17 protein-coding genes are annotated in these 21,226 nt (G+C 29.1%); 11 read left to right on the top strand and 6 right to left on the bottom strand.

Annotation, left to right across the window (positions count from 1 at the left end):
- The first annotated feature begins 137 nt into the window (after positions 1-137).
- From BXQ17_RS06795 to trpA, 10 genes are all read left to right on the top strand, one after another.
- Entirely contained in the window at positions 138-929 is a 792-nt protein-coding gene (locus BXQ17_RS06795) for a carboxypeptidase-like regulatory domain-containing protein (protein WP_077809887.1), read from the top strand.
- Between the two features lie 299 nt (positions 930-1,228).
- Positions 1,229-2,620: an anthranilate synthase component I family protein gene (locus BXQ17_RS06790; RefSeq protein WP_077809886.1), complete on the top strand. Its 1,392-nt coding sequence runs from the start codon at positions 1,229-1,231 to the stop codon at positions 2,618-2,620.
- Positions 2,621-2,787: 167 nt separating this feature from the next.
- Complete coding sequence (locus BXQ17_RS06785) at positions 2,788-3,363, top strand: aminodeoxychorismate/anthranilate synthase component II (protein ID WP_077809885.1); 576 nt, start codon at positions 2,788-2,790, stop codon at positions 3,361-3,363.
- Positions 3,363-4,352: an anthranilate phosphoribosyltransferase gene (gene trpD, locus BXQ17_RS06780; RefSeq protein WP_077809884.1), complete on the top strand. Its 990-nt coding sequence runs from the start codon at positions 3,363-3,365 to the stop codon at positions 4,350-4,352. The genes BXQ17_RS06785 and trpD overlap by 1 nt, the downstream gene beginning before the upstream one ends.
- Positions 4,353-4,375: 23 nt before the next feature.
- Positions 4,376-4,543 (top strand): hypothetical protein, encoded by a 168-nt coding sequence (locus BXQ17_RS14515; RefSeq protein WP_187661440.1) that lies wholly within the window; start codon positions 4,376-4,378, stop codon positions 4,541-4,543.
- Positions 4,544-4,603: 60 nt separating this feature from the next.
- Positions 4,604-5,392 carry an indole-3-glycerol phosphate synthase TrpC gene (gene trpC / locus BXQ17_RS06775; protein ID WP_077809883.1) on the top strand — a complete coding sequence of 263 codons (789 nt, stop codon included), beginning with the start codon at positions 4,604-4,606 and terminating at the stop codon, positions 5,390-5,392.
- A 2-nt stretch (positions 5,393-5,394) separates the two neighbouring features.
- Positions 5,395-6,084, top strand: coding sequence for a phosphoribosylanthranilate isomerase (locus BXQ17_RS06770; protein ID WP_077809882.1), 690 nt, complete (start codon positions 5,395-5,397; stop codon positions 6,082-6,084).
- Position 6,085: 1 nt separating this feature from the next.
- Positions 6,086-7,270 (top strand): tryptophan synthase subunit beta, encoded by a 1,185-nt coding sequence (gene trpB, locus BXQ17_RS06765; RefSeq protein WP_077811374.1) that lies wholly within the window; start codon positions 6,086-6,088, stop codon positions 7,268-7,270.
- Positions 7,270-8,061, top strand: coding sequence for a DUF3050 domain-containing protein (locus tag BXQ17_RS06760; RefSeq protein WP_077809881.1), 792 nt, complete (start codon positions 7,270-7,272; stop codon positions 8,059-8,061). Before trpB ends, BXQ17_RS06760 begins: the two co-directional genes overlap by 1 nt.
- Positions 8,058-8,822, top strand: coding sequence for a tryptophan synthase subunit alpha (gene trpA / locus BXQ17_RS06755; RefSeq protein WP_077809880.1), 765 nt, complete (start codon positions 8,058-8,060; stop codon positions 8,820-8,822). Before BXQ17_RS06760 ends, trpA begins: the two co-directional genes overlap by 4 nt.
- A gap of 33 nt (positions 8,823-8,855) precedes the next feature.
- Here trpA and BXQ17_RS06750 read toward each other — a convergent pair whose 3' ends face one another.
- A complete protein-coding gene (locus BXQ17_RS06750; RefSeq protein WP_077809879.1) occupies positions 8,856-9,305 on the bottom strand; it encodes an FKBP-type peptidyl-prolyl cis-trans isomerase in 450 nt (149 codons plus the stop codon).
- A gap of 243 nt (positions 9,306-9,548) precedes the next feature.
- Here BXQ17_RS06750 and BXQ17_RS06745 point away from each other — a divergent pair, with 243 nt between their 5' ends.
- A complete protein-coding gene (locus BXQ17_RS06745; RefSeq protein ID WP_077809878.1) occupies positions 9,549-12,710 on the top strand; it encodes a S41 family peptidase in 3,162 nt (1,053 codons plus the stop codon).
- A 66-nt stretch (positions 12,711-12,776) separates the two neighbouring features.
- Here the strand turns inward: BXQ17_RS06745 and BXQ17_RS06740 are convergent, their stop codons facing one another.
- From BXQ17_RS06740 to BXQ17_RS06720, 5 genes are all read right to left on the bottom strand, one after another.
- A complete protein-coding gene (locus BXQ17_RS06740; RefSeq protein WP_077809877.1) occupies positions 12,777-14,396 on the bottom strand; it encodes an amidohydrolase in 1,620 nt (539 codons plus the stop codon).
- A gap of 3 nt (positions 14,397-14,399) precedes the next feature.
- Positions 14,400-14,762, bottom strand: a complete 363-nt coding sequence (locus BXQ17_RS06735) for a hypothetical protein (protein ID WP_077809876.1) — start codon at positions 14,760-14,762, stop codon at positions 14,400-14,402.
- A gap of 2 nt (positions 14,763-14,764) precedes the next feature.
- Positions 14,765-16,195, bottom strand: coding sequence for a M20/M25/M40 family metallo-hydrolase (locus BXQ17_RS06730; protein ID WP_077809875.1), 1,431 nt, complete (start codon positions 16,193-16,195; stop codon positions 14,765-14,767).
- Between the two features lie 103 nt (positions 16,196-16,298).
- Positions 16,299-18,062 carry a TonB-dependent receptor gene (locus tag BXQ17_RS06725; RefSeq protein ID WP_254712417.1) on the bottom strand — a complete coding sequence of 588 codons (1,764 nt, stop codon included), beginning with the start codon at positions 18,060-18,062 and terminating at the stop codon, positions 16,299-16,301.
- Entirely contained in the window at positions 18,062-21,100 is a 3,039-nt protein-coding gene (locus BXQ17_RS06720) for a tetratricopeptide repeat protein (RefSeq protein WP_077809874.1), read from the bottom strand. The genes BXQ17_RS06725 and BXQ17_RS06720 overlap by 1 nt, the downstream gene beginning before the upstream one ends.
- Positions 21,101-21,226 lie beyond the last annotated feature (126 nt).

The raw sequence follows: 21,226 nt of genomic DNA, 5'->3' as shown, positions 1-21,226 counted from the left end.
TCGTTCTTGTATTCATTTATTAATAGTTGCCAAAACAAGAAAAAAAATAGTAAAATAATTTTATTTTGTTTAGCTTTTTTTACGTATATTTAAACATAATTAACAGTTTTAAATAAAGCCCGTAAAAACAGTTGTCTATGAAAAAAATAGGAGCATTAATTTTTTTGTTTTTAAGCGTACATTCATTTTCTCAAGAAACCATTCGTAGGAATATTAAAGGGAAGATTATTGTTGAAGGAAATGATTTAGAAGGAATAACAATTTTTAATTCTTCAACAAAGAAAGGTGCAGTTTCAAATGAAATAGGTGAGTTTGATTTATTAGTTGGAGAAAACGATAGTATAAAAGTTAGAGCTCTAGAATATCAAGATTTCGATTTTACTATTAATTCAGATATATTAACATCAAGAAAAGTTACTATTTTTTTGTTAGAAGAAATTAATAAATTAGATGAGATTATAGTTTCTACTAGAAAATTAACCGGTAACTTTCAAACGGATGTAGAGATTACGAATAGGTTTACAGAGAAAAAAGATGTTATTTATTTTGGAGCGAAAAGAAATGCAGAATTAACTACAATAAAGAATGTTGAGGTTGATAAAATGCATTATCCTAAACAAACGCTTGTAGATGGATTAAATATTGTAAACGTTGTAGATCAATTATTAATCCCTTTATTTAGATCAGAAGTAAAAAACAAAAAAGAAGCTGGTATACCAGAGGTTCCTGTAAAAGCTATAAAATATTATTTAGCCTCTAATTTTTTAATAAATAACTTTAACATACCAGAACATAGGGTAGAAGAGTTTGTAAGGTTTGTAGAAGATGATACATTTGATTTTAAGCTATTAAATTATGGAAATGAAATAGAATTACTAGAAATCTTAAACCAAAAAAGTAAAACATTCTTAAAAAAAAATAAAGAGTAATAAGTTTTAGGTTTAATAAGAAAAACAAAAACATAATAAAGGTTGCTTATTTTAAAATTCTATCTTATTTTTGTTGCAAGTATGAAAAATAACACAAACAATACATGGTGGTGGAACTCTCTTATCTAATAAGTGAGAAGAAACCTATATGTATATAACATAATAAAAAAGGCTTATCTCACGATAAGCCTTTTCGCTTTTTATTAAGCATCATTTCGAGAAGTTAATAAAACATTTATTTCTCTTTAAATAAACAAATTGTTACCGTAAATTTTACGAGGCAATTACATATTATCAATATGAAGAAAATACAATTTAAGACTACTTTTAAGACAAAAATTGCAGATACAATAACACCTGTAGGTTTGTATTTACGTTTTAGAGATACATACGCAAATACACTTTTATTAGAAAGTTCAGACTATCATAGTAAAGAAGAAAGTTTTTCTTTTATAGCTATAGAGCCTGTTGTAACTATAAAAGCAGAGAACCATCATTTGAAATTTTCTCATAAAGGAGAAGAATTAGCTAGTAAAGAAATTGGTAGAGGTTTTAATGCGATTTTTGAGAATTATAGCAAAGCAATCGATTTAGACTGTCCGGCAGAATTAAAATCATTTAATGGTTTGTATGGTTATACAACTTACGACTCTGTACAATATTTCGAAAACATAGATTTAAGTGTTAAAGAAGCGCCATCTGCAATACCATTAATGCAATATAGTTTTTACAGATTTATTATTGCAATCAATCATTTTAATGATGAAATGACATTGATTGAAAATATTGAAGAAGGTTCTGAGTCTAGAATAAAAGAAATCCAAACAATTATAGATGCACAAACTTTTAATACACAAAGTTTCGAAATTGTTGGAGATGAAACTTCGAATGTAAAAGGCGAAGAGTTCATAGAGTATGTTAAAAAAGCAAAATTTCATTGTAAAAGAGGAGACGTTTTTCAATTAGTTTTATCACGTCAATTTCAACAAAAATTTAAAGGAGACGAGTTTAATGTGTATAGAGCTTTACGTTCTATCAATCCGTCGCCATATTTATTTTATTTTGATTATGGTTCTTTTAAATTAATGGGTTCTTCACCAGAAGCGCAAATTAAAATTTCTGCGGGTAAAGCAACCATTAATCCAATAGCCGGTACTTTTAGAAGAACTGGCGATATGGCAAAAGATATTCAATTAGGTAAAAAATTATCTGCAGATAAAAAAGAAACTGCAGAACACGTTATGTTGGTAGATTTGGCACGTAACGATTTAAGTAAACATGCAGATAAAGTAGAAGTAGAGGTTTTTAAAGAAGTACAGTATTTTAGTCACGTTATTCATTTAGTTTCTACAGTTTCTGGGCAATTAAAAGGAAACCCTATAGAAATTGTTGGCGATACTTTTCCGGCAGGAACTTTAAGTGGTGCACCAAAATACAAAGCAATGCAGTTAATAGACACTTATGAGAACCAATCTCGTGGATTTTATGGTGGTGCAGTTGGTATTATAGGTTTAGACGGTTCTGTAAATTTGGCAATTGCAATTCGTAGTTTTGTAAGTAAAAACAATGTGTTGTATTACCAAGCAGGTGCAGGAATCGTAATTCATTCTGATGAAGAAAAAGAGTTACAAGAAGTAAATAATAAATTAGCAGCGTTAAAAAAAGCTTTGTTTTTAGCAGAAAATATATAAGGTATTTATTTGAGCGTTTTAACGGGCTTTCATTACTCGCTTTTTTTGAGAAAAACAAAAAAGAGCTCAAACAGACCATTCAATCCCTAACGCAGATTGATAATTTTAATAAAGATTTGTTTACAATTAAACAAATCCACAATTAAACGATTACACAACAAAAGAATATGAAAATATTAATATTAGACAATTACGATTCGTTTACCTATAACTTAGTTCATATGGTAGAAAAAATTACAGGAAAATTTCCTGCAGTTTTTAGAAACGATGAAATAAGTATTGCAGATGTTGCAAATTATGATATGATTATGCTATCTCCAGGACCAGGAATTCCTGATGAAGCTGGTGTCTTAAAAGAAGTAATTAAAACATATGCTGGTGTAAAACCAATTTTTGGAGTTTGTTTAGGTTTACAAGCAATAACCGAGGTTTTTGGTGGTAAAATTATCAACCTTAATGATGTTTTTCATGGAGTAGCAACAGAAATGAAAGTAACAGATAAAAATGCGACTATTTTTAAAGACGTCTCAGAAACATTTTTAGCAGCACGTTATCATTCTTGGGCAGCAACGGATGAAGGTTTTCCAGAAGAATTAAAAGTAACTGCTAGAGATGAAGATGGCTTAATACAAGCAATTGAACATGCTGTATATCCTATTTCTGCTGTTCAATTTCATCCAGAATCTATTTTAACAGATGTTGGCGAGCAGTTGGTTACTAATTTTATCAATGCAAATTCGTAATGAAAGCAATTTTAAACAAATTATACAATCACGAGAGATTGTCTAAATCTGAAGCCAAACAAATTCTGATAGATATTGCATCAGAAAAATATAATGATGCCCATTTGGCTTCATTTATGACGGTTTTTATGATGCGACCAATCACCGTAAACGAATTATCGGGTTTTAGAGATGCATTAAAAGAATTGTCTATTAAAGTAGATTTTTCTGACTTTAATACGATTGATATTGTAGGTACAGGCGGAGACGGAAAAGATACATTTAATATATCTACCTTAACATCGTTTATAGTTGCAGGTGCAGGACAAAAAGTAGCAAAACACGGTAATTACTCGGTTTCTTCTCAATCTGGTTCTTCAGATATGTTAGAAAGTTTTGGTTATAATTTTACAAATGATGAAAATGTTTTAAAAGAACATTTAGAAAAAGCAAATATATGTTTTTTACATGCACCTAAATTTCATCCAGCAATGAAAGCTGTTGGACCAACAAGAAAGGCGTTAAAATTAAAAACGTTTTTTAATATGTTAGGGCCTTTGGTAAATCCGAGTTCACCAAAAAACCACATGTTGGGTACATTTAATTTAGAAGTTGCACGTTTGTATAATTATATTTTACAAGAAGAAAACATCAATTACGGTATTATTCATGCGCTTGATGGTTATGATGAAATATCATTAACTAGCGGATTTAAATTGTTTACTAAAAACGGAGAGCAATTAATTAATCCAGAAGATTTAGGTCAGAAAAGAATACAACAATCAGAAATATTTGGAGGGAACTCTGTTGCAGATGCAGCAAAAATCTTTAAAACTATTTTAGACGGAAACGGAACTGAATCTCAAAACAAAGTAGTTTTAACAAACGCAGCATTTGCTTTAACAATTGTTGATGAAACAAAATCATTTGAAACTGCTTTTGAAGAAGCCAAACAATCATTATTTGGTTTAAAAGCAAAACAAACATTAGAAAAATTAATTAGTATTTAGCATTTATATTTTTAATAAAAATAATGGCAAAAAAGAAAAAGAACTTATTTCTAATTGTACCTGGTTTTTTATTTATTGGTTTGGCAATAGGTATTCAGACAAAAGAATTATTTAAGCAAGCAGCTGTTGGGTTAATTGTTGGGTTAATTGTTTATTTTTTTCTTAGATATAGAAATAATTTGAATAGGTAATAAAAGTTTTTTAAATATAATTTAAGTAGTAATTATATTTAGCATAAATTAATAAGAATAATGACAATTTTAGATAAAATAATCGCATTTAAAAAGAAGGAAATTGCTAAGATTAAAGCAGAAATTCCAGTAAAGAAATTAGTAGAAAGTCCTAATTTTGGTAGAACTGTTTTTTCATTAAAAAAATCGTTATTAGAAGTTGGTTCTACAGGTATTATTGCAGAGTACAAACGTCAATCTCCGTCAAAAGGAATTATAAACGATAAAGCTACAATTGCAGAGGTTACCAATGGGTATTTAGATGCAAATGTTGCAGCGCAATCTATCTTAACAGATACTTCTTTTTTTGGTGGTACGATGGCAGATTTAATGGAGGCAAGAGTAATCAATCAGCAAAAACCCATTCTTAGAAAAGATTTTATTGTTGATGGTTTTCAAATTGTAGAGGCAAAAGCAATTGGTGCAGATGTAATTCTTTTAATAGCTTCTTGTTTAACTGCAACAGAACTTAAAAACTACGGAAATTTAGCAACAGATTTAGGATTGGAAGTTTTATATGAAGTACATACGCAAGAAGATTTAGATAAAATTAACGATTTAGACAATAAAATTATAGGTATTAATAATAGAAATTTAAAGACGTTTGAAGTAGATTTAGATCACTCTATTAAACTTTCTAGCCAAATACCAGATACCTGTTTAAAAGTTTCTGAAAGTGGTATTTCTGATCCAAAAATTATTACAGGATTAAAAGAATTTGGTTTTCAAGGTTTTTTGATTGGAGAAAATTTCATGAAAACAGAAAATCCAGGAGAAGCTTGTCAAGAATTTATCAGTCAAATTAGATAGTTATGAAACTGAAAGTTTGCGGAATGAAGTTTACAGAAAATATTCAGCAATTGGCTGATGTAAATCCAGATTACATGGGTTTTATTTTCTACGAAAAATCAAAAAGAAATTTTGAAGGTATTATTCCCGAATTTTCTAATTCTATAAAAAAAACTGGTGTTTTTGTAAATGAATATATCGAGATTGTAATTTCTTTGGTAGAAGAATATCGATTAGATGCAGTTCAATTACATGGTGATGAATCCGTAGACTATATTATCGAATTAAAAAAACAATTAGCAGAAAGAAGGCTCTTGTTTATTGATGAAAATAAGCAGATTAAAAAGAAAAAAAATCAGCATTATATTTCAAAAAATGAAGTTGAAATTATAAAAGTTTTCGGAATTAAAGACATTTTTGATTTTAATGTTTTAAAACCATATTTAGACGTTGTAGATTTCTTTTTATTTGATACAAAAGGGAAAGAAAGAGGTGGTAATGGTACAAAATTTGATTGGTCTGTTTTAGAAAAATACCCTTTTGATAAGCCTTTCTTTTTAAGCGGTGGTATTGGTTTAAGTGATTTAGAACAAGTACAAATAATAGCAAAATCTAATTTACCTATTTATGGCTTAGATGTAAATAGTAAATTTGAAATAGAACCAGGATTAAAAAATATTAATGAAGTTAAAAGCTTCAAGAACAAAATATAATATGAAATCAAAGTTTCAACCAGATAAAAATGGATATTTCGGACAGTTTGGAGGTGCATTTATACCAGAATTGTTGTATCCTAATGTAAAGGAGTTAGAAGATAATTATATTCAAATTATCGAATCTAAAGAGTTTCAAGACGAATATAAATCTTTACTTAAAGATTATGTTGGTAGACCTACGCCTTTGTATTATGCTAAACGTTTATCAGAAAAATATGCAGCTCATATTTATTTAAAAAGAGAAGATTTAAACCATACGGGTGCTCATAAAGTAAATAATACAATTGGTCAAATTTTAATTGCACAAAAATTAGGTAAAACTAAAATTATTGCAGAAACTGGTGCCGGACAACATGGTGTTGCAACAGCAACTGTCTGTGCTTTAATGGGCTTAGATTGTACAGTTTTTATGGGCGAAAAAGATATCGAAAGGCAAGCGCCAAACGTTGCTAGAATGAAAATGTTAGGTGCCAAAGTTGTGGCAGCAACTAGCGGAAGTAAAACACTAAAAGATGCAACCAATGAAGCAATAAGATATTGGATTCAGAATCCAGAAACATTTTATTTAATTGGATCTGTGGTTGGTCCGCATCCACATCCAGATATGGTTGCGCGTTTACAAGCTGTAATTTCTGAAGAAATGAAATGGCAATTAAAAGAAAAAACAGGTAAAGAAAATCCTGATACAATTATTGCTTGTGTTGGTGGAGGTTCTAATGCTGCCGGAGCATTTTACCATTATATGGATGAAAACGAAGTAGAATTAATTGCTGTAGAAGCTGCTGGTTTAGGCGTTAATTCTGGTGAAAGTGCCGCCACTTCTCAACTTGGTGAAGTAGGTATTATTCACGGAAGTAAAACTATTTTAATGCAAGATGATTATGGGCAAATTGTAGAGCCGTATTCGATTTCTGCAGGTTTAGATTATCCAGGAGTTGGGCCATTACATGCTTTTTTATATGAAAGTAAAAGAGCTAAATTTATGAATGCTACAGATGCAGAAGCGTTAGAAGCTGCATATGAATTGACAAAAATTGAAGGAATTATTCCTGCTTTAGAAACGGCACATGCTTTGGCAGTTTTACCAAAAATTGAGTTTAAAGAAAATCAAGTTGTAGTAATTAATTTATCTGGAAGAGGAGATAAAGATTTAGAAACTTATATAAAACATTTAAAAGAATAATGAATTCTAATTTAAAGTTTATAGAAACAGAATTAATGCCCTTAAGAATTAAATTAAGAGAGCACGATTTATATAAAACACTTAGTTCTATAGAAGATATTAAGTTTTTTATGGAAAGCCATGTTTTTGCTGTTTGGGATTTTATGTCGCTTTTAAAAGCTTTACAAATTAATTTAACTTCTGTTTCTTTACCGTGGTTACCAAAAAAGAACACAAATCTTGTTCGTTTTATAAATGAAATTACATTAGCAGAAGAGAGCGATATAAATAAAGATGGCGTTTTCAAAAGTCATTTTGAAATGTATGTTGATGCTATGAAAGAATTTAGAGCAGACACTTCTCCTATAAAAACATTCTTACAAAGTATTCAAGAAGGATCAACTGTAAAAAAATCCTTAGAACTAGTTTCTATATCAGATGCTGTAAAAGAGTTTGTAAATTTTACTTTTAATATTATAAACTCTAAAGAAACACATAAAATTGCTGCTTCTTTTACTTATGGTAGAGAAGATATTATACCAGATATGTTCTTAAAAATAGTAGAAGAAACTTCTTCAAAGGAAAATGTTACTTTTGATAATTTTACCTATTACTTAGAAAGACATATAGAGTTAGATGGTGATGAACACGGACCGTTGTCTTTGCAAATGATAGAAGAATTATGTGGAGACGATAACACAAAATGGCAAGATGTTTTAGATGTTGCAAAAAGAGCCTTACAGGTAAGAATTAATTTATGGACGGCAGTGAAGCAAAAATTAGAAAGTAAAAAAGAACCAATTTTAGCATGAAAAATTTAGAAAGTATTTTAGAAGAAAAAGATAACTTATTATCTATTTATTTTACATGTGGTTATCCTAAATTAGATGATACAACGCAGGTAATTTCAGAATTAGAAAAAAGTGGTGTAGATTTTATTGAAGTTGGTTTGCCTTATTCAGATCCGCTTGCAGACGGGCCAACGATTCAAGATAGTAGCCAAAAAGCTTTGGCAAATGGTGTAAATTTAGACGTTGTTTTTGATCAATTAATGTCTATTAAAGATTCAAACAAAACTCCATTGGTTTTAATGGGATATTTGAATCAGATGCTAAAATATGGTGAAGATAAATTTTGTCAGAAAGTTATAGATTGTGGCATTAATACGGTTATTTTACCAGATTTACCTATGGTAGAATTCGAAAATCATTACAAAGATTTATTTGATAAATACGGAATTACAAACGTATTTTTAATAACTCCTCACACATCAGAAGAAAGAATTCATAAAATAGATAATTACACAAAGTCTTTTATTTATGTAGTTGCTTCTGCTTCTATTACGGGTGCAAAAGGAGAAATTTCAAATAATCAAATAGCTTATTTCGAAAGAATAAAAAATATGAATTTGAAAAGTAAGCTTATTGTAGGTTTTGGTATTTCTGATAAACAAACATTTAACACGGCTTGTAATTATGCAAACGGTGCTATTATAGGTTCTGCATTTATTAAGAACTTAGGTGCTAATGGTGTCTCTGGAATTAAAGATTTTATATCACCAATTATATCATAAAAAAAAGCGAAACTTAAAAGTTTCGCTTTTTTTTTAATTTACACTTATCAATTTAATATCAAAAACTAAAACAACACCACCAGGTATTCCTGGTCTACCATTTAAACCGTAACCTAAATTATAGGGTACAAGTAATTTTCCTTCTCCACCTTCTTTAAAATACGTAATTCCTTCTGTCCATCCTAGAATTACTTGATTCAAACCAAAAGAGATACCTTCAGAACTACTTTCATCAAAAGTTTCACCATCTAAAAAATATCCTTTGTAAGCCACGGTAACATTAGAACTATTAGTTGGTCTAGCACCAGAGCCTTCTTTAGATATAACGTAATACAAACCAGTATTGCTTCTATTTGCATTTAAATCATTAGCTTCAATATATCTAATAATGTCTTCTTCTGTTTGCGGTTTAAAATTAACTTCGTTACTTACACAAGAAAAAAGTGAACATATTGTTACAAAAAGAACTAAGTATTTTTTCATTTTAGGATATAATTTTAAACAAATATAAGTTGAATTATTTAGATACTTTAAAATCTAAAGCAAGTATAATTCGGTACTACTTATCATATCATTTAGAACTTACAAAAGTGTATATGTTTCTGTATTAATATTTTAAATTGTGTGTTATTCGTTAAATAAAACTTAAAAAAGTCTTAAACAATTTTCAAATTATCAGAATCGTTACTAATAAAGGCTAACTTAGGTGTTTTAAATTCAAATAATATGACTAAAAAAACGATTCTAATTATTGCATTTCTATGTAATTTAACTCTTTTAAGCGCACAAAACACGTTAATAAGAACCCCAACAATTAGTCCTGATGCATCTAAAATGGCATTTGGTTATCATGGTGATATTTGGGTGTTAGACTTAAATACAAATCAAAAAAACAGATTAACCATAAATCAGGCTTACGAAAGTAACCCTATTTGGAATTCTAAAAGCAATGAAATTGTTTTTATGTCGAATAGAAAAGGAAGTCGAAATATTTTTAAAACGGATTTAAATGGAGGTGTACCAAATCAATTAACTTTTTATCCAACTACAGACACACCAAGTCAATGGCAAGAAAATGGTGAGATTATTTTTTCTAGTAATAGGATTTTTAAAGGCACAGAAAGAGAATCATCTATCTATAAAATTAACGAAAAAGGAGAAACACCAACTCGTTTTATGACTGCTTTAGGAAGTCAGGCTTCTGTTTCACCAAACGGAAAATTGGTAGCTTTTGTAAAAGGAACATGTAGGATTTCTAGAGAAGATTATAATGGCCCTGCACAAAGAGATGTTTGGATTTATAATATTAAAACGAAAGAATATCATCAAATAACAACTAGTAAAAAGAACGATCATACACCACTTTGGGACGCAAATAACAACTTATATTACATAAGTGCGCAAAGTGGTAGATATAATATTTACAAAACTACTTTAAATGAAAATGGAAGTAAATTAGGGGTTGAAAATCAACTAACAAATTTAAAAGTTGATGGAGTTTTATCTTTTTCTGTTAGCAACAATGGTACAATTATTTACAATAGCGGAATTGAAGTTTTTAAAATGTTGAATGGAAAAACAACAAAAATCAATTTAAATTTAGTTACAGATAATCGATTTAATTTAGAAGAAACTAAAACAGTTACAGACGGAATTAGAGATTTAAGTGTTTCTCCAAACGGAAAGTTAATCGCTTTGAGTATTAACGGAGAAATCTTTGTGAAAGAAAATAATAAAGAAAAAACAAAGACTAATAATGTAAGCAATCATCCTTATAAAGATGACAATCCTTTTTGGATAGATAATAATACTTTAGGTTTTTTATCTGATAGAAGTGGTCAAAATGAATTATATAAAGTTGTTTCTACGGATGAAAATGTGAATTTACACAGAAGTTTAAAAACCAAAGTAACACAACTTACAAATAGTAAAATAGATGTTTTTGAACCAATTTTATCTCCTAATAGAAAGAAATTGGCATATAGAATTGGTAGAGGTCAATTGGTTATTGCAGATGTAAATAACGGCAAATTAAGTAAGCCAAAAAGTTATTCTGATACTTGGGCAGCAGCAAATAGTGTTGCGTGGAGTCCGGATAGTAAATACATCGCTTATTCTCAATCAGATTTAAATTTTGATAGCGAAATTTATATTCAATCTGTCGAAAATCCTTCGAAAAAAATGAATGTTTCTATGCATCCAAGGTCAGATTCTAATCCTGTTTGGAGTCCTGACGGTAAAAAACTTTCATTTGTTTCTAATAGAGCAGGAGATAAAGGCGGTATCAATTATGATACTTGGATGGTTTGGTTGCAAAAATCAGATTGGGAAAAAACAAAATCTGATTATAAAGAAGGAGACTATTATCAACCAAAATCAGAAAAAAAGAAAGACAAAAAAGAAGTTGTTGTAAAAATAGACGAAGATAAAATTTACGACAGATTGGTTCAGTTAACTAGTTGGGCAGGTAATGAATACGGAGCACTGTTTAGTGCAGACAGTAAAAGTATTTATATTTCTGCTACAAACCCAGCAACTAGAAAAAATGGTTATTATAAGGTTGATTTATTAGGAGGAACACCTAAAGAAATTAAAGGAGTTACTTATGTTGGCGGTAATAGCTTAAACAAAGAAACATTATACTATTTATCTAGAGGAAAATTAAAATCTTTAAACTTAAAGACAGATAAAGTTTCTTCTTTTTCACATGTTGCAACTTATACTGTTGATAATTATAAATTAAATGAACAAGTTTTTTATGAAGGTGTAAGAGCAATAACCGCTGGATTTTATGATCCTCAATATCATGGTTATAATTGGGATAAAATAGTTAAAAGATACACACCTTGGGTTTTATCTGCAACAACAAAACAAGATTATACTTTTATGTATAATAATATGTTAGGGCAGTTAAATGCAAGCCATATGGGTTACAGAGGTAGTTCGCCAGAAGAAGTTTCTAGCGATAGGGTTGGCCTTTTAGGTTTGGCAGTTTCTAATGTTAATAATGGTGTTAAAATCGATTATATTTTACCAAATTCAGCCGCTACAAAAACGAATGTTTCTTTGAATATAGGCGATGTAATTACTGCTATAAATGGAAAGGAAATTAATAAAAACACTAACTTTTATAGTGTTTTAAGAAATACTTCTGGTAATGAAATTCTTTTAACTTTAGCTGATAAAAAAGAAGTTGTTGTAAGAACAGAATCTACAAGAACTATAAGTGGTTTGCGTTATGAAGAATGGATAAATTCTCGTAAAAAGTTAGTAGAAAAATATTCTAATGGACAATTAGGATATATTCATATACAAGGAATGAATTTACCAAGTTTTGAACGTTTTGAACGAGAATTAAAAGCTAGTGGTTATGGTAAAAAAGGGATTGTTATTGATGTGAGAAATAATGGTGGTGGTTGGACCACAGACCGTTTGTTAGCAGTGTTAACGTATCAGCAACATGCATATACAGTGCCACGAGATGCTACAGATAATCTACAGAAGAACAATTTAAAATACAAAGAAAATTATCCTTTTAATGAGAGAGCAGTTTTATCTGTAAATACGAAACCTTTAGTTGCTTTGTCTAATCAAAGTAGCTATTCTAATGCAGAGATTTTTGCACACGCATTTAAGAGTTTAAAATTAGGTAAATTAGTAGGGCAACCAACTTTTGGAGCTGTAATATCTACCGGTAGTCATCGTTTGCAAGATGGTGCTATACGAATGCCGTATAGAGCTTGGTATGTAAAAGAATCTGGTTTAAATATGGAACATGGTCCTGCAGTACCAGATGTTTTAGTAGAAAACAAACCTGGTTGGAAAGCAAGAAATGAAGATGATCAATTAAAAAAAGCTGTAGAGGTTTTATTACAAGATCTTAAATAGTATATAAAAAAGGGTTGATGAAGTTATACATTTCATCAACCCTTTTTTTTATTTCTCTAGTTTTATTTATTCAGAATATACTTTTTCTCCATTTAAATAGGTTGCTAAAACTTTTGTTTTAGGAATTTTTTCTCCTTCAATTTGCATAATATCTTGATTTAAAATTACAAAATCAGCAAATTTACCTACTTCAATAGAACCTTTTTCTTCTTCTTCGAAATTAGAGTATGCAGCCCAAATAGTCATGCCTTTTAGAGTTTCTTCTCTTGTTAATGCATTTTCCATTTGAAAACCTTCTTCAGGATAATTTTCTAAATCTTTTCTTATAGTAGCAGCATAAAAAGTTAAAAACGGATTTACTTGTTCTACCGGAAAATCTGTACCTAAAGTAATTTTACCGTATTTATTTAGTAGATCTTTAAAAGCGTAAGCTCCTTTCATTCTTTTTTCTCCTATCCTGTCTTCTGCCCAATACATATCAGAAGTTGCATGTGTTGGTTGCACAGACGGAATTATATTTTCAAAATAAGAGAAATCATCTTCAGAAATTATTTGGGCATGTTCAATTCTCCAACGTCTATTTTTTGCATCTTTTAATACTTCTTTATAGGTTTTAAGCATCCAAGTATTGGCAGAATCACCAATTGCATGTGTGTTCATTTGATAATCTGAAGCAGCAATTTGTTTTGCTATTTCTTGATATCTTTCAGGTGAATAAATTAAAGCTCCAAAATGGTTTTCTCTATCAGAATAAGGTGTTCTCATAGCGGCTCCTCTAGACCCTAAAGCACCGTCACCATACACTTTAAACGAACGTACGTTTAATTTTTCTGTTTTAATGATTCCTTTGTTAATATAATAATCTATTTGCTCTTGCTTGTCGCCAGATACCATAGCATAAACACGCATTTTAAGCGTATTTTCTTTTTGGAGGCTGTCTATTAACTCGATAGTGCTTCTATCTAAACCAGCATCGTCAACAGTAGTTAAACCATATGAAAAAGATATTTTTTGAGCATCTAATAAACCTTGTGTTGCTTCTTCTAATGATGTTGATGGGAATTTAATAAAATCCATAGCTGCGTCAATTAAAACGCCTGTCATTTTACCATCTTTTATTATAATTTCTCCACCAGAAACTTTTGTGTCTTTTGTAATACCTGCTAAATCGATGGCTGCTTGGTTTACTAACAATGCATGACCATCAACTCTACCAACTGTAACAGGTGTTTCTGGAAATAAAGCGTCTAATTTTTCTTTTGTAGGAAACTCTTTTATATCCCAATCGTTTTGATCCCAACCACGACCAGTAATAAAACTTGTGTTTTTTTCTTTCTGAAAAGCAACAATTTTCTCTAAAACTTCGTCATAACTTTTTGTGCCTTCTAAAGAAACTTTTTGTTGTTGTAAACCCATTCTAAAAAAATGACAATGTGCATCAATTAAACCAGGAACAATTGTTTTGTTCTGTGCATCAACTATGCTTTTAGATTCGTATTTACCTTTAATTTCCTCGTTATTACCAACGGCAACAAACAAACCGTCTTTAATAGCAAACGCTTCTGCTTTATTAAAATCGTTATTTACAGTATAAGTGTTAGAATTTAAAACAATTAAATCTACTTGCTCTTTTTTACAAGAGAAAATTGAAATTAGGGTTAAAATTAAGATTAAATTTTTATTCATTTTTTAATAATTTATATAGATTAAATATATGCAATACATTAATAGAAATTGTAGCGGAATTCTAACATATGCAATTTTTTTTGATCCTATGGCAGGTCTAATTTTGGTAGCATCCCAAATATGAATTGGTAAAAAGAGAACCAATAGTATAAAAATTCCTACAGATGCATTTTTTACACTAGTAGTAATAAATAAACCTAAACCAAGAAAAAACTCTAAGGCACCAAAAACATAATTTATTAATAATTTTGGTAGAAATTCAGGTATAAAATGTTTGAAAATTTTGGGTTTTATAATATGCATTATTCCTGCAAAGCAAAATAAAATTCCGAAGAAAATTCTTAAAATAAGTACAGTCGTTTCCATTATTATGGTTTCACAATTTGGTTGTTGTACAAGTACTTATCCATAAGGTAAACAATACTAGCCATAGATGCGCTACCTAATTCTAGTTCTCTTTTATTTACTTTATCAAACGTGTCTCTACTTGTATGATGATAATCAAAGTAACGCTGGCTATCTGGTCTGTAGCCAACTAAAGTAACGTTTTCTGCTTGAAGCGGTGCAATATCTGCACCAGAACCACCTTTATCTAAATCATGTAATCCGTAAGGAGATAGTAATTTTTTCCAACTTTGTAGCAATACTGTATTCGAGTTGTTAGCTTGAATAGAAAAACCTCTAGGTGTATGACCGCCCGCATCAGACTCTAAACCACCAATATGTTTTTCTTTGTTCAATTTAGCTAGTTCTGCATATTTTTTTGCACCACGTGTTCCGTTTTCTTCATTCATATAAAACACAATTCGTATTGTATTTTTTGGTTTGATATTGTTTTTCTTAAATAAATAAGCAACCTCTAGAGATTGTACAATTCCGGTTCCATCATCATGAGCACCTTCACCTAAATCCCAAGAATCTAAATGACCACCAACAACAAAAATATTTTCTGGTGTTTCTGTTCCTTTAATTTCTCCGACTACATTAAAAGAAGGAGCGTCTGGTAAGGTTTTACAACTTTGCTTAAAGTAGAATTTTAAATTTGGATTTGTTTGTAAATCTTTACTTAGAATATTAGCAGCTTTGCTACTAATTGCAGCAGCCGGAATATGTTTTTCTTTTGGTAAATCATTATACGTCATTGTTCCTGTATGCGGATAATCGTCTACAGAATTTGTCATAGAACGAACAATAACACCTTTTGCACCAAATTTACCACATACTGCAGCACCCTGCACTCTTTGATCTACGCAACCGCCATAAGCACCAAATGTGTTTATTAAAGTATTATCAAAAGGTCTATTAAAAAATACAATTTTACCTTTCATTTTATCTCCTAATTTTTCTGCTTCTTCTAAAGATTTTACTTCTAAAACTTCTGCTAAAACGCCAGTTTTAGGAGTCGCAACAGAAAAACCTAATGCACAAATAGCAACATTTTTTTGAACTCCGTTAGTTGTATAAGTGGCAATTTCTTTTTCTCCTCTAACCCAATGTGGTACCATTACTGGTTGCAACCAAACTGAATCTAAACCTACTTCTTTCATTAGTTTTTCTCCCCAAATTACTGCTTGTGCAGCTTCTTTAGAACCAGATAATCTACCACCAATATTTTGCGTTAAATCTCTTAACCATTCATAAGATTTACCTTGGGTTAATACGCTATTAAAAAGTGTTTTTATTTTAGTAGAATCTATTTTTTCTTCTGATGAGAGTCCGTTATTAATTTGTTTTTCTTGCTTATTATTACAAGAAATAATTAATAAAGATAATGTAAGTAGAAATAATGTTTTTTTCATGTTTGTAGAATAATTTTAGAATTGTTAAAGCTACAAAAATGAATTGACAAAATTATTTTTTTATAATTTGATGCTGTTTATTTATACTATTGAATGTAATATTTTAAAAATCAAACTTATAGGTAAAACCGGCTAAGGCTTGAAACCCTTGTGTATTAAAATTTGCAAATCTTTGATAATTAGTATTTAGTACATTATTTAATTTAAGAAAAGCAGAGAATTTATCGTTAAAATGATAACCACCATCTAAATTTACATCAACAAAAGGGTCTAAAGTTTGAATACCACTTAGACTAGAAGGAAATTCTGCGTTGTATAAAGCATCCATTCTTTCATCAACATAAAATATATTTGCGGTCGCATACCATTTCGTTTTTTTATATTTTGCTAAAAAAGCACCTTGTAAGCTTGGTAAATTCCAACTTTCTAAAGCATTTAATGTTGTGTAGTTTTTTGCTTCTACTTGAGTAGAGAAAGTAAGGTTTTTGTTAAAAAGATATTCAAATTCGGCAAAAATAGTATTCGATTTAACATCATCATAAAAAATAGTGAAAGAATTACCGTATTCATAACCTTTCAATTCTTTGCCGTTAAACGAGGTACTATTTCCGTTAGATTTTGTATTATTTCTTAAAAAAAGAGGTTTATCTTCTTCTTTAACAACACTAGCTTTAATATTGTAGCTAATACTTTTAGTTAAATTTCCTTTTAAACCTAAAAAAATATTCGAAGATTCTGCTGTTTGAGTAATAAATAAACTTGGAGAAACATAAGGGTTTACTTCTGTAAATTTTTTATAAGTATTGGTTTCTAAATTACCTGTTAAGCCTGTATAAATATTTACATATTGTTTATATATTGGGGTTTGTAAAAACAAATCTGGAAACATAAAAAAGTTTGTAATATCATTTTCTGTATCAACAGAAACAAATGTTCTTAAACTAGCTTTTAAAAGTAAATTCCCAAACTCATGTTTATACTCAGGAATTAATTTTGCCGTAATTATATTGTAATTTATTCCGTCAGAATTGTTATAGTTTTCAGTAAAATTACCGTTTAAAACTTCTACACCCGCATCAAAAGAAATCGTATTTAAATTGTAATTTATAAAGTCTAAAGGAAAATCTAATTTTGTATTAAAACTTGCATAAATTTCTGAGCTGTTGTATTTATCAGTAAAATATGAAGCTGTAATATTACCATAATCGATGTAAGAATCATGAAATTTAAAATGGCCAGTAGTTTTAAAGTATGTGTAATTTTGATCTTCTTCTATACCATTAATAACTGCTTCACTATAAAGAATATCTGTAGGTAAACCATACCAATTATAATGGTTTCTTTCGACGTCTAAACCAACTTTCCAATCGAAATACCTTTCTTCTTTTTTAAAATATGTCGAAGATTTAAAATTTAAAAATGTACTATTTAATTTAGTGTCTTTAATGTTTTCTTCTGATGAATTAAATGTAGCATGTACACCATATTCATCATTAAATCTTGTGTTGTGATAAATAAATAACTCTGCATACGGACTTATGTAATTCCCGATTCCGGCTGCAAAATAATTGTTATAGACTCTTTCTTTAACACCAACATTAATACCTTTTACAACACCCGTTTTAGGAATAAAAGTAGAGGCAACAGGTGCAGAAAATATAGAATATTTCAATTTTTTCTTATCACTTTTTTTAAGTAATTGAATTGTAGGGTTGTTTTTAATTTTTTTTACATCAGCAATTTTAGGGTTGTATTTTGTAACAACATTTACAACTTCTGTTTCTACTACAGTATCTTTCTTTTTCTCTTGCGAATTAGCAGAGAAAACAACCAATATAACTATAATTAATAAAAAGCCTTTTCTCATTAGTTCTTCTTTTCTGGTGTTACTGAATTATTTGTTTTGGCTTCGTTTTCTCGTATTGTATTTAATTCTAATTCTGCATCTTTAACAATATCATCAAACTGTTTAAAGTTTTTAATTACATTTTCTAAAACAAATGTTGCTTGATAAACATCATTTAATCCGTAATAATTTTTACCCATTATTACATAACTTTTTACAGCCCAGTATTTGTAATTTGCATATTTGGCAATTAACTTTTGTACTACTTTATTAGATTCTTTAAATAGTTTTTGCTGATTTTTAAAGTAAGCATTGTAAAAAAGAGCTTCTGCTTTTATTTCGCCAATAGCTGTAGCTTCGATCTCTCTATAATATTTTTCTGCAGTAATAAAATCGTTACTTTTAAAAGAAGATCTTGCAATTATTTTTTTTGCATCATTGCTAATAGTTGCATCAAGTTTATCTTTTTGTAAGATTTTTTTAGCATACTCTGTTGCAAAATCATAGGCTTCTGTTTCATAATATCCTTTCATTAAATTACTCTGTGCGTAAAGAATGTTTTCTGTAACATAAGCTTCTTCTTCTAGTCGGTCTAGAAGTGGTAATGCAGTGTTAAAGTCATCTTGATTTAAATAAATTTGAGATAATTTATTTAGTGAATCTTCTGTAAAATCTGATGTGTCTTCGTTAATAACATACTCGAAATAAGGAATCGATTTTTTGTATTCTTTTACTTGAAATAATACAACTGCTAAATAATAATTTGCTTTTATTTTATGAGCTCCTTTAGGAAATTTTCTAATGTAATTCTGAAGACTATTTATAATATCTTCTCCTTTTTTAGATTCTAAATATTTTTTTTCGGCAACGGCAAAAGTAGTATTGTCTAATTCTGAATTTGTAATATTTATAAATTTTAATGTAGCAACCCAATTTACATAATCTTCTAAATTTCCTTCTTCAATATACACATTTCTTGCATTTGCAACGGCTTCTAAGGCATCTGGTGAATTTGGAAATTTTGCAGCAACATCTTTATATTTCATTAATGATTGCATGTTAGAGTTGTCGTTAAAATACAATAAACCTTGTCGCAGTAAAGCTCTAGAAACAAAGGTGCTTTTCGGGTGTTTTTCAATCAAACGCTCATACGCAATATGAGCATTTTTATGATCCTTTATTTTAGAGTATGTGTTTCCTAATTGGTATAAAGCATCGTCCTTTAAATTAGAAATTTGATAGTTATTTATTACGTTTTTTAAAGCTGTAATTTTTTCTTCATTTTTATCTATAAAACCATAACTCATACCTATTTGGTACTGCGCATAATCTGCACCAAGACCAAAATTATCAGTAACATTTTTATATGTAGAAATTGCTTTTGTGTAATTTGTAGTGGCAAAGTAACTGTCTGCTAACCTAATTAAAGCATCGTATTTTAAATTGTCTGAAATGCTATCCTTTTTAAGGAAATTTTTAAAATAATTACCAGCATTTTCATATTGTTTTAGTTTAAAATAACTATAACCAATATTATAATTTAATCTAGAAAATTCATTGATGTTTACTGATTTTGAAGCGTTATTAATAGCTATAAATTTAGACAATGCATCTTTGTAGTTTCCTAAAAGATACAAGCTTTCTGCTTCCCAATATTTAGCTCTCTGATTAATTTGGTTGATTTTAGATTTCTTTGCTTCTATGAAAAACGGAACCGATTCGGATAACTTATTTTCGTTGAATAATTGAATTCCTCTATATAAAGAGACCTCATATGTTAGCGCAATATTTTCTTCGGATTTTTTTTCTGATAAAAACGCCAAAGCACCTTTGTAATCTTGTTGGTTTAAGAAAGAAGAAACTACTAATTCGTTAATTTCTTGATATGCTTTAGATTTCGGATATTCTTTTAAATAATTTTGTAAAACTTCTGCTACGGGCTCAAAAGGGTTTCCTTCTTCGTAGCTAAGTTTTGCATAATTTAATGCCGCATCTTGTTTTATGTTTTTGTCAAAATTCATTAAAGAAGCCGATTTAAATGCGTTTAAAGCAGCACTTTTGTTCTCTAATTTCATATAACATTCACCTAAATGATAATATGCATTTTGAGAAACCGAATTTTTTTGATCGATAATTTTATTAAAGCTATTTACAGCATTTTCAAAGTCGTTTTGTTTGTAATACGCATATCCTAATTGGTAAAAATCGGTGTTATTCCATTTTCCTTTTGTGCCTTTGTAGGCTTTTAAATAAGGAATAGATTCTGCATATTTATTTAAATTAAAATAACTTTCTCCAATAATTTTAGCAACATCAGATTTTAATTTTCTTTCTATTGTTGGGTATAACTCTAAACCAACTTTAATACATCGTTTAAATTTACCTGCTTTAAAACTAATGTCTAATAAATAATAAGTAATTTCTGCTCTGTAAGATTCGTCGTCTGCAATTTCTTTTAAGGTGGATTCTGCAATACCGTAATCTTCTAATTTGTAAGAAATAAATCCGAAGTAATATCTCGAATCATTACCATATTTTGCATCATTAATTAAAGGTAAAAATCGTGCTTTGGCTAATTGTAAATTATTTGTAGCTAAAAAACAATAACCCATTTTAAAATTAAGTTCTTTTCTGTTTTCTTTAGAAAGATTATCTAAGTCTACTTTCTGAAACCATTTTAAAGCATAAGCTGCTTTTTTATTCGCAAAATAGTAGTTTGCTACATTGTAAAAAGCAATATTTTTTTTATTACTGTTTGGGTTTTCTTCTACAAAAGTTAATACTTTTTTATCTGCGTCTGCTCTATTTAATTTTATTGCAGACATTGCTTCGTAGTAACTTGCATCAGATTTTAAGTTAGAACCAACACTTGCGTCTTCTGCAACTTTACTAAAAGTTTTAAAAGCAGCAGCGTAAGCTTTAGAATTGTATAATTTTAATGCATTATTATACGTTGTTAAATTTGTTGCATCTGCAATTGTTTGTTGCGAAAAACAAAGAATACTGCATAAAAAGAAGCAAAAAGAAAGAATCAGTTTTGTTAAAAAACGATATTTCATAGAGTTATATTTATTCTCAAAATGTATAACGAATAATTTTTTACTTTGTTGGATGGGGGAAGAAATATTATTTTATTCAAAATCAAAAATAAGAATTGTTGTCAATTCATAGTTAAAAAATCAATA

The organism is Polaribacter sp. BM10 (genome assembly GCF_002005425.1).
GTDB lineage: Bacteria > Bacteroidota > Bacteroidia > Flavobacteriales > Flavobacteriaceae > Polaribacter > Polaribacter marinaquae.
The sequence above is the reverse complement of the archived record's forward strand: the minus strand, read 5'-3'. Positions and strand labels throughout refer to the sequence as shown.